Source organism: Allobosea sp. GW821-FHT12C12, assembly GCF_058807355.1.
Window position 1 is genome coordinate 1 of record NZ_JBXAQP010000005.1, and the last position, 11,675, is coordinate 11,675.

Sequence of the window (11,675 nt, forward strand, 5' to 3'; positions counted from 1 at the left end):
ATCGTCGAGATGAACGAGCCGAACGAGTTCTTCAAGAACCCGCAGCACGAGCGAACCAAGCTCTTCCTCAGCCAGATCCTGCACTGAACATCAGTTTGGCGGTCGGCGTATCGAGGGGCGGCCGAGCGACCAAAATCCATGTCTGGCCGATGCTCGTGGCAGGATCGTCGCCATTGCGCCGAGGACGAACGGATTTCAGCGCGACGGCCGTGACTGGCGGATGAAAAATCCGTCACGGTCAGCTGCTGAAAATGCATCCGAGATGCCGATGACCCAAGGCCGGAATCCCAATTGACGGCCTGTCGCAAGTGGAGATAGCTTATTTCAATCATCGATATTTTCAGCCTCTGCCTCCCGGAGTAATCGATGAAGACTATCGTCTTCGGATATTTTTCGCAGGGAGTGACGGATTATACGCCGATTGACATGGTTATATCATCTCGACGATGAAGAGCAGGGTCAGCCAGTGGGTTGACTGTCGTGTTCAAAGGCTGACCCACAGGCGGGAATACATTGGGAGCCAGGCGGAAAGGCTTGCGGAACGCCGGCAGACGATCAAGGGCGACGTCGCCGGAATCCTGAACAACGGCGTCGTCGGCTTCGGCGGCAATGGCGGGGTGTATCGAGAGATCGATCCACTGACGCTCGCGCCGGAAGCCCATCTGCAAGTGCCGGATGCAGTCACAAATGCCGTCACTGACGATCGATGCGGCGCTCCATGTCGAGCGCCCAATCCTCGGCGTCCTTGCGCCGCAGAAAAGTCTCGTTGAGGTATTGCCCCTTGCGGCGGATCTGGGCTCTCCATGAGCCAGATTTTAGTCTAGTGAAGGTGGCCAATTTCGTGTGCGCTCCGTGTGCACTGAGGCATCGAAAAACCGGAAAACGGGGCGTGCCGTGGCGTAAAACCGAGTGCGCACGACGCGATCTAACGATCTGAAACTACTCAAAAATGCAGCAATATCAAGAATTTAGATTTTCCGTCGCGCCTATGATGGACTGGACCGACCGGCATTGCCGCGTCATCCATCGCCTGATGTCGCGCCGGGCGCGGCTCTATACCGAGATGGCCACGGCGCAGGCCGTGATCAGGGGCGATCGCGAGCGGCTGATCGGATTCGACGCCGTCGAGCAGCCGGTCGCGCTCCAGCTCGGCGGCAACGATCCCGCGCTGCTGGCGCAGGCCGCGCGGATCGGCGCGGATTTCGGCTATGCCGAGATCAACCTGAACTGCGGCTGCCCGTCCGACCGCGTGCAGGGCGGGGCTTTCGGCGCCTGCCTGATGCGCGTGCCGGCGCTGGTCGGCGACTGCGTGGCGGCGATGAAGGCCGCGGTGGCCATCCCCGTCACGGTGAAATGCCGCATCGGCGTCGACGATCAGGATGCCGAGGCCGCGCTCGACGAGCTGACGGCCGCGGTGCGCGCCGCCGGCGTCGATGCCCTGATCGTGCATGCGCGAAAAGCCTGGCTGCAGGGGCTTTCGCCGAAGGAGAATCGCGAAATTCCGCCGCTCGACCATGAGCGCGCCTACCGTCTGAAAGCGGCCAATCCCGGCCTGCCGGTCGCGATCAATGGCGGCATCAGGGAACCGGCCGAGTGGGTGTCGCATCTCGATCGGCTCGACGGCGTCATGATCGGCCGCGAGGCCTATCAGAACCCTGAGATCCTGCTCCAGGTCGATCCGCTGCTGTTCGGAGAGGCCGCGCCGCTGCCGGACGCCTTCGCCATGCTGGAGGCGCTGGAGCCCGCGATCGCCGCCCATCTCGAACGCGGCGGGCGCCTGCACGCCTTCACGCGGCATCTCGTCGGGCTGTTTCCAGGCCGGCGCGGCGCGCGGCTGTTCCGCCGCCATCTCGCCGAGCATTGCGTTGGACCGGATGCGGGCCTTGGGGATTTGCGCGCGGCGGTGGCGCATGTCTCGCGCCATGACGACATGGTTCTCGCCGCCGAATAGGATCGACCGATGTCCGCGCCCGAGGCCGAGACCGCGCTCGCCCGCCGCATCGGGACGAGCTTCGGCAAGCAGAATTTCATGACCACGCTCGGCGCGCGGCTGACGCGTATCGCGCCGGGCGAGATCGAGATCGAGCTTCCGCTTGGTGTCCATCTGCATCAGCAGCATGGCTTCGCCCATGGCGGAGTCGTCGCCTCGATCGCCGATTCCGCTGCCGGCTATGCCGCGCTCAGCCTGATGCCGGAGGGCGCGGGCGTGCTCACGGTCGAGTTCAAGATCAACCTGCTCGCGCCCGCCGCCGGCGAGACGCTGTTGGCCAGGGGCAGGGTGGTCAAGGCCGGCCGCACCCTGACGCTCGCGACGGCCGAGGTCTTCGCGATCAAGAAGGGCGCGCCAGAACTCTGCGCCGTGCTGAGCGCGACCTTGATGACCATCGCCGGCCGCGACGGCGTCTCGGACTGACTCAAGTCCCGGCACGATGCCTCCTGACGCCGGCGCGCCGCGCTCCTGCACCTAACTCAATGGTCAAGTTTCAGGAGACGCAGCTCGACCTCGCCTTCGCCGCGCTGTCGGACCCGACGGCAAGCTGACCGACTTCAAGGGGCGCGGTGCAGGCAAAGAGCGACGAGGTCGTCGTCTTCTCCTGGCTCGAATTTCCCGACAAGGCCGTCGCCGACACGGCCAATAAGAAGATGATGAGCGATCCGCGCATGAATGAGATGGGCGCGAGATGCCCTTCGACGGGAAGCGCCTGATCCATGGCGGCTTCCAGCCGATGCTCGACGCCTGAGCGCGAGGCGAGGCCCCGGAGCCCGGCTCCGGGGCCTGTCGGTTCAGCCCGGAGCCGCGCCCTGGGTGCCGAGATAGACCGCGTAGAGCGACTGGCTCGCCGCCATGAACAGGCGGTTTCGCTTCGGTCCGCCGAAGCAGACATTGCCGCAGACCTCCGGCAGCCTGATCCGGCCGATCAGCTTGCCGGCCGGGTTGAAGCACAGCACGCCGCTGTAGCCGACCGAGCGGCCGGCATTGCTGGACGCCCAGAGATTGCCCTCGACATCGCAGCGCAGCCCGTCCGGCCCGCATTTGACGCCGTCGACCATGCAGTCGGAGAACAGCTTCTGGTTCGAGAGCTTGTTGTCGGTGCCGACGTCGAAGACGTGGATGTCGCCCTTGCCGCCGGGCCCTGTGTCGCCCGGCCCCTTGCCGGTCGAGGCGACGTAGAGCTTCTTGAAATCGGGCGAGAAACACAAGCCGTTCGGATCGGGCACCTGCGCCTCGGTGACGACGAGGTCGAGGCGCCCGCCTGGGTCGAGCCGGTAGCAGTTCGTCGGCAGTTCGCGCCGGGCGAAGCCGATGCCGGGCGGCTGGCCTAGCCTGGGGTTGATCTTGCCGTTGGCGTTGCTCGGGCCGCCGGCCACATCCGGCGCGCCCTCGTAGAGCTGTCCGCCATAGGGTGGGTCGGTGAACCAGTAGCTGCCGTCGGGATGAGCGACGATGTCGTTGGGCGAATTCAGCTTCCTGCCCTCGAAGGCATCCGCCAGCACGGTCGCCGAGCCGTCGAGCTCGTAGCGCACGACGCGCCGGTTGAGGTGCTCGCAGGAGAGCTGCCGGCCCTGGAAATCGAAGCTGTTGCCGTTGCTGTTGCCGGACGGGCTGCGGAACACGCTGACGCGGCCGTCATCCTCGAGCCAGCGCATCTGCCGGTTGCGCGGGATGTCGCTCCAGACGAGATACTGCCCCTGCGCGTTCCAGGCCGGCCCCTCGCACCAGAGCCCGCCGGTCCAGAGCCGCTCGATCGAGGCGTTGGGCTGCGCCAGCCCGCCGAAGGCCGGATCGAGCGTCAGGATGTCGGGATCCCAGAAATAGGTCGTGGGCGCGCCGCGCCGGCTGAAATCGCGCGGCGGGATCGTGATCGTGCTCGGCGGCCCGGCCGGTGCGGCCGCGGTCTGCGCCAGCACGGGCCCCGCCGCGGCGGCGAGCGCGCCGATGCCGGTCGCGCCGATCAGTGTCCGGCGCGAAAGCGCACCCGTCTCGCCTCGATCCTTTACATTTCCTGTCATGGTGACCTCCCTCGATTTTCCTCATTGAAACGATTTAAATCCGATGGGCTATGGTCTCTCGCTGTCGTCGCTCCGCGCCGTTTTCGGGTTGCCGCGTCGTCCTGACGCAGGGCTGGCAGATCAGCAGCGGCGCGCGCGCCGGTCGAGTCTCTGTCGCGGAAGGTCGGCATTGCAATCAGAGCATGCATGAATGTTCGGCGCGGTCCGGCTTTTGCTTTCCGGAACAGCAGTTTTTCGGCATGGCCGATCTGCTGCCGACAGCTTGCCGCGGCATGCGAAATCGCCCAAAGCGGGCGCTCGCGCCGCAATCGGACCCCCGGATTTCATGTTTGCCGCAATTCCCATGGGCGATCTCGCCTTCCTGGCTGGTTCGCTCGTGGTCGCAGGCGCCTTCACCGGCATCCTGGCGGGGCTCTTCGGCGTCGGCGGGGGCGCGGTCATCGTGCCGATCCTTTACGAGATCTTCCGCGTCATCGGCGTGCCGGAGGAGGTGAGGATGCCGCTTTGCGTCGGCACCTCGCTCGCCATCATCATCCCGACCTCGATCCGCTCCTTCAACGCCCATCGCGCCAGGGGCCTCGTCGATCTCGACATCCTGAAGATCTGGGCCGTGCCGGTCGTGGTCGGCGTGGTGCTTGGGAGCTATATCGCGCGTTTCGCCCCGCCGGACCTGTTCAAGATCGTCTTCGTCGTCGTCGCGGTCGCCAGCGCCCTGCGCCTGCTTTTCGCCTCCGACCGCTGGCAGTTCGGGACCGAGATGCCCGGCAAGGTGCTGATGAGCCTCTACGGCACGGTCATTGGCGTGCTCTCGGCGCTGATGGGCATCGGCGGCGGCCAGCTCTCCAGCCTGTTCATGACCTTCTACGGTCGGCCGATCCACCAGGCGGTCGCGACCTCGTCGGGTCTCGGCGTGCTGATCTCGATCCCCGGCGCGCTCGGCTTCATCTATGCCGGCTGGCCCAGGATGGCGATCCTGCCGCCGCTCTCCCTCGGCTATGTCTCGCTGATCGGCTTCCTGCTGTTCATCCCGACCTCGATCTGGACCGCCCCGATCGGCGCGAGACTGGCGCACCGGCTCTCCAAGCGCCGGCTGGAGGTGGCGTTCGGCCTGTTCCTGCTGGTGGTGGCCGGGCGGTTCGTCTGGTCGCTGGTCGGCTAGCGCAGCGCCTTCAGCCGCTCCGCCAACTTCGCCATCACCGCCAGCCGCTCGCTCTCGCTCATGCGAGCCCACTGCGCGATCTCGGCCAGCGTCCGGCCGCAACCCTCGCAGCGCCTGCTGGCCGGATCGATCAAGCAGATATTTACGCAGGGGCTGGATACCACGCTCATGTCCATCTCAAGCTGAACGCAAGCGCAAAACTGAGATAGACGGCCAACTCGTCCAGTTGCTGTGTTGCGCCTGCAACGTCCCCGGTCTGGCCGCCGAGCAGCCGTCGGCAAGTTCTTTGAACCAGCCAGCCGCTCAAAAGAGACAGGATCAGCGCCGCATTCCATCCCCAGAACGGCAGTGCAAGCACCATTCCTATCGCCGCCGTCAACGCTATCCCTAGCCCCGCACAATTTGCAACCGTGGCTTCGGAAGGACGTCCAACCATAGCCGATGCACCTCCGGCGCGCGCGGGCGGCAACGCCGACAGCAGACTCACACCCGACAGGCGGGATAAAACGGCGGCGATCCAGAACACCCCGGACGCCGCTTCGGGGCCGGCCCGGTCCACGACAGCTGCGAGAGCCGCCACGCGCAGCAAGATCGAAAGGGCGAGCGCGCTCGCGCCATAGCTGCCGATCCGGCTGTCTTTCATGATCTCGAGTCTTCGCTCGATCGTGCCGCCGCCGAACAGGCCGTCCGCGCTATCTGCAAGCCCATCCTCGTGGAGCGCGCCGGTCGTGATCGTCAGGGTCGCGATGGCGAGCGCGGCCGACAGCAGGCCGCCCAGCTTTGCCGTTCCTGCCCCGAACAGAACGAGCGTGGCCGGTATCGCGATGATCAGGGCAGCTAGAGGCAACGCACGCGGGATGAGCCGAAAATCGGGCGCGGCATGCGGGTCGCCCTCGCCCGGCATGCGCGGCATTGGCAGACGCGAATAAAAGCGAATGCATGTCGCCGTCGCCACGAGCCAGCCGGGCCAGACCGGCGGCGTAGGGCTTATGCTGTTGTCCTGCTGCGCCAGGACGTCTGACTGGCCTGCATGCTCAATTGTCATCGCGATCCCGAGCCTATAGCAGCACCTCGGCCGCCTGCTATGATCTATCAGACAAAGAGACATTCATGCCCGCCCCAGGCCTTCCCTTCGACGACATTCGCGGCCTGCTCGCGCGGATGCCCGGCCCCGACATGGCCGCCGCCAACGCCGTGCGCGCCCGCGACGGGCAGCTCACCAAGCCGGCCGGCAGCCTCGGCCGCATGGAGGAGATCGCCGAATGGCTCGCCGCCTGGCAGGGTCGGCCAAGCCCGCGCGTCGACCGGCCGCTCGTCTGCGTCTTCGCCGGCAATCACGGCGTCGCGGCGCAGGGCGTCTCGGCCTTTCCGCAGGCGGTGACGCGCCAGATGCTGGAGAACTTCGCCGCTGGCGGCGCGGCGATCAACCAGATCTGCGCGGCCTTCGATCTGGGCTTCAAGGTCTTCGATCTCGCGCTCGACCTGCCGACGGGAGACTTCACCCGAGAGGACGCGCTCGACGAGCGCGCCTGCGTCGCCACCATGGCCTTCGGCATGGAGGCGCTCGCCGGCGGCGCCGACCTGCTCTGCCTCGGCGAGATGGGCATCGGCAACACCACCTCGGCGGCGGCGATCTATGCCGCGCTCTATGGCGGCGAGCCGGTGCTGTGGTGCGGCCGAGGCACCGGCGTCGACGATGCCGGCCTCGCGCGCAAGGTCGCAGCCGTCGAGGCCGGGCTTGCGCTTCACGCCAACCATCTCGGCGACCCGCTCGAGGTGCTGCGCCGCTTCGGCGGACGCGAGACGGCGGCGATCTGCGGCGCGATCCTCGCCGCCCGGCTGCAGCGCATTCCCGTCATCCTGGACGGCTACGTCGTCTGCGCGGCCGCCGCGGTCCTGCACGCGTTGGAGCCGTCCGCGCTGGACCACTGTCTCGCCGGCCATCTCTCGGCCGAGGGCGCGCATGCGCAGGTCCTGGCGCGGCTGGGCAAGCAGCCGCTGCTGGCGCTCGACATGCGGCTGGGCGAGGGCACGGGCGCGGCGCTGGCCGCGAGCCTGGTCAAGGCGGCAGCCGCGATGCACAACGGCATGGCGACATTCGCGCAGGCAGGCGTGGCGGGGAAAGACTCGTAAACCCGATCAGCCGGCTGACGGCTTCAGTCCGAACGCGATCAGCGCCAGCGCGACCGCCATCAGCATCCAGCCGGGATGAAGGCCGCGCGTGCCCCAGAGATTGCCGAGCGCGCCATAGAGATAGAGGCCGCCGACGAGCAGGCCGGTCGTGAAGCGTGCGTCCCGTCCGAACCAGTTGGCCGCGGCGATCAGGGCCAGGCCGCCGAGAAACCACGCCACGGTGCTGAAATGCAGCAGCAGCGGCGTCAGCCGCCTGATGGCGGCGCTCATCCGCCCGTCCGCCACGGCGATGGCCTCGAAGGGAGCGACCATGAGCCTTTGCACCAGGACGCCGTGCACGATCGCGACGCCGCTACCGATGACGCCCGCCAAAGCCAATGCAGTATTTTGCCAGTTCATGACCATACACCTCTGCATGGAAAGATGGCGCGCCGGCTGGCCAGAGTCAATACACATATGTATGGTCTCGTCATGACCGATCGCCTGACGAAGTCCGACTGGATAAAGCACGGCCTGCGGACGCTGGCCGGCGAGGGGCCGAACGCGTTGAAGGTCAGCCCGATGGCGGCGAAGCTGAACGTGTCGCGCGGCAGCTTCTACTGGCATTTCGCCGATATCGCCGACTTCGAGGCGCAGATCCTGAAGAGCTGGCAGGAGCATGCGACCGAGCAGGTCATTCGCGAGCTCGAGGCCGGGAACGCCGGGCCGGAGCGCCTGAACCGCCTGCTGCGCCGGGCTTTCCGCGGGACGCGCAACCTGGATCGCGCGATCCGGAGCTGGGCCGCGAGCAGCGCTGTTGTCGCAACGATCGTCGCATCGGTCGATGCCCGCAGGGTCGACTATATCGCGGGCTTGCTGGTCGCGGCGGGGGTCGAGCCCGGCCGGGCCTCGTCCCGCGCGGCGTTCATGTACTGGGCCTATCTCGGCCAGGCGACCGTCATGGAGCCCCGCCACGCATCGATCGCGGCCGCGGATTTGGATGATATCGGCGGATTGTTCGAAAGCTGACGGCCTGAACGGGCCGCCCTCAGGCCGCCCGCTCTTCCGGCTGCGGCACGGCGGCGAGCGTGTCCATCACCCGCTCGGCCGGCAGCGTCACGGTGACTTCGGTCCCCGCGCGCGGCTTCGACTTCAGGTGGAAGCCGCCATTGTGCAGGTCGATCAGCCCCTTGACGATCGGCAGGCCGAGGCCCGAGCCCTGTTCGGCCGTCTTGATCGCCAGCGAGCCGCGCCCGAAGGTCTGCAGAACGATCGGGATTTCGTCCTCGGGGATGCCCGGTCCGGTATCGGTGATCGAGACATACTGGCCGCCATTGGCGGTCCAGCCGACCTTGATCGAGATGTCCCCGCCTTGCGGGGTGAACTTGATCGCATTGGAGAGGATGTTCAGCACGACCTGCCGGATCGCGCGCTCGTCGGCCCAGATCTTCGGCAGCTCGGGCTCGATCGCCTCGCGGATGGTCTGGCCCTTGGCGCGGGCGCGCAGGTTCAGCATGTGGCTGCAATCGTCCACGATGCCGGCGAGCGACAGCGCCTCCTCGTTGAGTTCGTACTTGCCGGCCTCGATCCGCGAGAGGTCGAGGATCTCGTTGATCAGGTTGAGCAGATGCTGGCCGGAGCCATGGATGTCGGATGAGTATTCCTTGTAGGCCGCGTTGGCGTGCCCGCCGAAGACCTCGTTCTTCATCACCTCCGAGAAGCCGAGGATGGCGTTGAGCGGCGTGCGCAGCTCGTGGCTCATCGTCGCCAGGAAGCGCGATTTGGCGAGGTTGGCCTCCTCCGCCTTCCTCCGGGCCTCGTCGGAATTGGCCGTCGCGGTCTCGAGTTCCGCGATCAGCGCGTCCTTCTCGGCACGGAACTCGATGGTCGATACGGAACTCGAATAAAGCCGGTTGGCGAGGAAGATGAAGAGCAGCTGCGCGGCCGCCGCCATCAGCGCCATGGTGACGCTGTCGATGTCGGTCCGGCCCCAGAAGAAGGCCGTGATGCCGACCGTCATCGGGATCAGCCCGGCATAGACCGCGGCCGGGATCGAGGCCGCGAGCATCACCGTCAGGGCGCCGACGATCAGCAGCGTCGTCGTCACGAAGACTTTCGCGCCCGGCGCCTCGCCGTCCGCGAAGAGCAGCAGGATCAGCGACCACGACAGGCCGTGGAAAGTCTCGGCCAGGGTGAACAGCCGCCGCCACACCTTGATCCCGACCTCACCGGTCGCCTGCGCCAGGAAGCGGCGACCGAGGATGATGATGATCATGGAGCTCAGAACCACCGTGCCGAGCCAGGGCGTGACCGCGTAGGCCGGCACCCAGAGCAGGGCCGCGGCCGCGACGCCGAAGGCCAGCACCAGCGTGCCGACCGAGCCGTTCATCCGGTACTGCGCGAACAGGCGGAGCAATTCGTAGTCGAAGGCGCGCTCCAGCCCGGTCGAGGAGGTCAGCCGTTCGCGCGCGGATTTGACCTCGCGCGTGACGAGCTTGCGGCGCGCCAGCGCGGACGGGTCCGGCCCGCGCCCGCGCTGCACCTGTTCGGCCGTCACCTCCGCCATGGCGTAGCACGCAACTCCTGAGCTGGCGGCGCACCTCGCACGACCGGCTCGCCATCATGGTCGGCAAATCGTTAAGCTCTTCCTGATGGCGCGCTTCGGATTCGGTCGTTCACGGTTTGGGCCTTTCGGCTGGCGGCGCGTCGGTCGTCCGGTCGATCTTGTCGTGGCGCTCGGCATCATCGGGCTTCTCGCGATCGCCGGCGCCGCCCTGCAGTATCGGCTCGGACCCGCGCGCGAGCTGAGCGGCGTGGCGCAGGCGATCGACGGCGATTCGCTCAGGCTGAACGGAGAGGAGCTCAGGCTGGAGGGACTCGACGCGCCGGAATACCGCCAGGGCTGCACCGCCAGATCGGGCGTCAACGTCGCCTGTGGCGTGGTCGCGCGGCGCGCTCTGGCCGATCTGCTGGCCAGCGGCCCCGTCACCTGCGAGATCGGCAAGGTCGACCGCTACGGTCGTGGCCTCGCTCGCTGCCGCAGAGGCGACATCGACATCAACGCGACGCTGGTGCGCCAGGGTCACGCGGTCGCCTATGGCGGCTATCGCGCGGAGGAGGCCGAGGCGAAGGCGGCCGGGCGCGGGCTCTGGGCGCTTGGTTTCGAGCGGCCCGAAACCTGGCGGCGCGGGCAGGGACGTTAGATCGCCGGCTCCTTGCATCGCCGCCATACAACCATCACGAAGGCCCGGACATGGTTGACCGCGCCCTTGCCGGCATGGTCGGCTCAGTGGCTGATGCCGAGAGGATGCGATGAAGCTCTATGATGGCGGGCGGGCGCCCAATCCGCGCCGGGTACGGATCTTCTTCGCCGAGAAGGGCATCGCGCTGCCGGAGATCGTGCCGATCGACATCGCGCGCAAGGAGCACAGGACCGAGGCCTTCACGCGGATCAATCCGCTGCGGCGTCTGCCGGTGCTGGAGCTCGACGACGGCACGGCGCTGGCCGAGACCATCGCGATCTGCCGCTATCTCGAGGGCCTGCATCCCGAGCCGCGCCTGTTCGGGCATGACGCCAGGACGCAGGCGCTGGTCGAGATGTGGAACCGCCGCGTCGAGCTTGGCCTGTTCTCCAGCGTCGCGGCGGTGTTCCGGCATGGACATCCCTCGATGGCCGAGCTGGAAGACCAGGTGCCGGAATGGGCCGAGGCCAATCGCGAGCTGATCGACGACCATCTCTGGATCCTCGAACTCCAGCTCGCCGGAAACCGTTTCGTCTGCGGCGAGGCGCTGACAGTGGCCGACATCACCGCCGGCATCGCGATCGACTTCATGAAGCCATCGCGCATTCCGCTGCCGGAGGATTTCGTCCAGATCAGGCGCTGGCATGCCGACCTCGCGGCCCGGCCGAGCTGGAAGGCGTGATGCGGCCCGCCTTTGCCCTGCTGGCGCTGGTGCTGACGGTCGCGCCTGCCGTCGCCGCCGAGCGGCTGAACGGCGAGGCGATCAGGCGCGCCTTCGACGGCAACACCGTCAGCGGGCGCTACACCAATGGCGGCTTCTTCACCGAATATCACGCCAACAACGGTCAGGCGCTCGGCCATAACGGCTGGCAGCCCAATACGGATGCCTGCTGGATCATCAGGGAGGACGAGGTCTGCTACTATTACGGTCCGCAGACCGACCGCACGGTGCATTGCTTCACGGTCGAGCTTTCGGACCGGCTCTATGTCCTGCGCAACGCCTCCAACGGCCAGATCAACGCGCTGGCGACGGTCGAGCCGGGCAATCCGCGCCGGCATTCCGACGGCGGCGCGCCCTGGTATTGCGATGGGCTGATCTCGAAGGCGCCCGCACCCGCCATGTCGCCGCGGCGCCTGGCGGGGCGGTGAGG

15 protein-coding genes and 2 pseudogenes are annotated in these 11,675 nt (G+C 67.1%); 10 read left to right on the forward strand and 7 right to left on the reverse strand.

The features are described from left to right. A pseudogene (locus tag AC1RRW_RS08420) lies at nucleotides 1-87 on the forward strand (amino acid ABC transporter ATP-binding protein); the annotation flags it as partial. A gap of 323 nt (nucleotides 88-410) precedes the next feature. On the opposite strand, the gene AC1RRW_RS08425 reads toward AC1RRW_RS08420, so the two are convergent. Both AC1RRW_RS08425 and AC1RRW_RS08430 read right to left on the reverse strand, forming a co-directional pair. Further along, nucleotides 411-662 (reverse strand): hypothetical protein, encoded by a 252-nt coding sequence (locus AC1RRW_RS08425; RefSeq protein WP_492900239.1) that lies wholly within the window; start codon nucleotides 660-662, stop codon nucleotides 411-413. A gap of 31 nt (nucleotides 663-693) precedes the next feature. Then, nucleotides 694-837 (reverse strand): hypothetical protein, encoded by a 144-nt coding sequence (locus AC1RRW_RS08430; protein ID WP_492900240.1) that lies wholly within the window; start codon nucleotides 835-837, stop codon nucleotides 694-696. Nucleotides 838-949: 112 nt separating this feature from the next. On the opposite strand from AC1RRW_RS08430, the gene dusA reads away from it, so the two are divergent. The 3 genes and pseudogenes from dusA to AC1RRW_RS08445 all read left to right on the forward strand — a co-directional run. Further along, complete coding sequence (gene dusA, locus AC1RRW_RS08435) at nucleotides 950-1,951, forward strand: tRNA dihydrouridine(20/20a) synthase DusA (protein WP_492900241.1); 1,002 nt, start codon at nucleotides 950-952, stop codon at nucleotides 1,949-1,951. A gap of 9 nt (nucleotides 1,952-1,960) precedes the next feature. After that, entirely contained in the window at nucleotides 1,961-2,413 is a 453-nt protein-coding gene (locus AC1RRW_RS08440) for a PaaI family thioesterase (RefSeq protein WP_492900243.1), read from the forward strand. A gap of 112 nt (nucleotides 2,414-2,525) precedes the next feature. Then, nucleotides 2,526-2,741: pseudogene (locus tag AC1RRW_RS08445) on the forward strand (DUF1428 domain-containing protein); the annotation flags it as partial. Nucleotides 2,742-2,784: 43 nt separating this feature from the next. Here AC1RRW_RS08445 and AC1RRW_RS08450 read toward each other — a convergent pair. Continuing rightward, complete coding sequence (locus AC1RRW_RS08450) at nucleotides 2,785-4,011, reverse strand: SMP-30/gluconolactonase/LRE family protein (protein ID WP_492900244.1); 1,227 nt, start codon at nucleotides 4,009-4,011, stop codon at nucleotides 2,785-2,787. Between the two features lie 325 nt (nucleotides 4,012-4,336). Here AC1RRW_RS08450 and AC1RRW_RS08455 point away from each other — a divergent pair, with 325 nt between their 5' ends. After that, the gene (locus tag AC1RRW_RS08455) at nucleotides 4,337-5,170 is read left to right on the forward strand and encodes a sulfite exporter TauE/SafE family protein (RefSeq protein WP_492900246.1); all 834 of its coding nucleotides are present in this window, start codon (nucleotides 4,337-4,339) and stop codon (nucleotides 5,168-5,170) included. Here the strand turns inward: AC1RRW_RS08455 and AC1RRW_RS08460 are convergent. Then, complete coding sequence (locus AC1RRW_RS08460; RefSeq protein WP_492900247.1) at nucleotides 5,167-5,340, reverse strand: DUF1289 domain-containing protein; 174 nt, start codon at nucleotides 5,338-5,340, stop codon at nucleotides 5,167-5,169. The two genes, AC1RRW_RS08455 and AC1RRW_RS08460, sit on opposite strands and share 4 nt — an antisense overlap. Next, entirely contained in the window at nucleotides 5,337-6,215 is an 879-nt protein-coding gene (gene cobS, locus AC1RRW_RS08465; RefSeq protein WP_492900248.1) for an adenosylcobinamide-GDP ribazoletransferase, read from the reverse strand. The genes AC1RRW_RS08460 and cobS overlap by 4 nt, the downstream gene beginning before the upstream one ends. A 65-nt stretch (nucleotides 6,216-6,280) precedes the next feature. Here cobS and cobT point away from each other — a divergent pair, with 65 nt between their 5' ends. Next, nucleotides 6,281-7,303, forward strand: coding sequence for a nicotinate-nucleotide--dimethylbenzimidazole phosphoribosyltransferase (gene cobT / locus AC1RRW_RS08470; RefSeq protein WP_492900249.1), 1,023 nt, complete (start codon nucleotides 6,281-6,283; stop codon nucleotides 7,301-7,303). A gap of 6 nt (nucleotides 7,304-7,309) precedes the next feature. On the opposite strand, the gene AC1RRW_RS08475 is transcribed toward cobT, so the two are convergent. Further along, nucleotides 7,310-7,702 carry a hypothetical protein gene (locus AC1RRW_RS08475; protein ID WP_492900250.1) on the reverse strand — a complete coding sequence of 131 codons (393 nt, stop codon included), beginning with the start codon at nucleotides 7,700-7,702 and terminating at the stop codon, nucleotides 7,310-7,312. A gap of 24 nt (nucleotides 7,703-7,726) precedes the next feature. Between AC1RRW_RS08475 and AC1RRW_RS08480 the strand changes: the two genes are divergently transcribed. Then, complete coding sequence (locus AC1RRW_RS08480) at nucleotides 7,727-8,311, forward strand: TetR/AcrR family transcriptional regulator (RefSeq protein ID WP_492900251.1); 585 nt, start codon at nucleotides 7,727-7,729, stop codon at nucleotides 8,309-8,311. 19 nt (nucleotides 8,312-8,330) lie between these two features. Here AC1RRW_RS08480 and AC1RRW_RS08485 read toward each other — a convergent pair whose 3' ends face one another. Next, entirely contained in the window at nucleotides 8,331-9,848 is a 1,518-nt protein-coding gene (locus AC1RRW_RS08485; protein ID WP_492900252.1) for a sensor histidine kinase, read from the reverse strand. A 163-nt stretch (nucleotides 9,849-10,011) separates the two neighbouring features. Here AC1RRW_RS08485 and AC1RRW_RS08490 point away from each other — a divergent pair, with 163 nt between their 5' ends. The 3 genes from AC1RRW_RS08490 to AC1RRW_RS08500 all read left to right on the forward strand — a co-directional run bounded on the left by AC1RRW_RS08490 (nucleotide 10,012) and on the right by AC1RRW_RS08500 (nucleotide 11,673). Then, nucleotides 10,012-10,485: a thermonuclease family protein gene (locus AC1RRW_RS08490; RefSeq protein ID WP_492900253.1), complete on the forward strand. Its 474-nt coding sequence runs from the start codon at nucleotides 10,012-10,014 to the stop codon at nucleotides 10,483-10,485. A gap of 109 nt (nucleotides 10,486-10,594) precedes the next feature. Beyond that, the gene (locus tag AC1RRW_RS08495; RefSeq protein ID WP_492900254.1) at nucleotides 10,595-11,206 is read left to right on the forward strand and encodes a glutathione S-transferase family protein; all 612 of its coding nucleotides are present in this window, start codon (nucleotides 10,595-10,597) and stop codon (nucleotides 11,204-11,206) included. Further along, nucleotides 11,206-11,673: a hypothetical protein gene (locus AC1RRW_RS08500; protein ID WP_492900255.1), complete on the forward strand. Its 468-nt coding sequence runs from the start codon at nucleotides 11,206-11,208 to the stop codon at nucleotides 11,671-11,673. The genes AC1RRW_RS08495 and AC1RRW_RS08500 overlap by 1 nt, the downstream gene beginning before the upstream one ends. The last annotated feature ends 2 nt before the right edge of the window (nucleotides 11,674-11,675 follow it).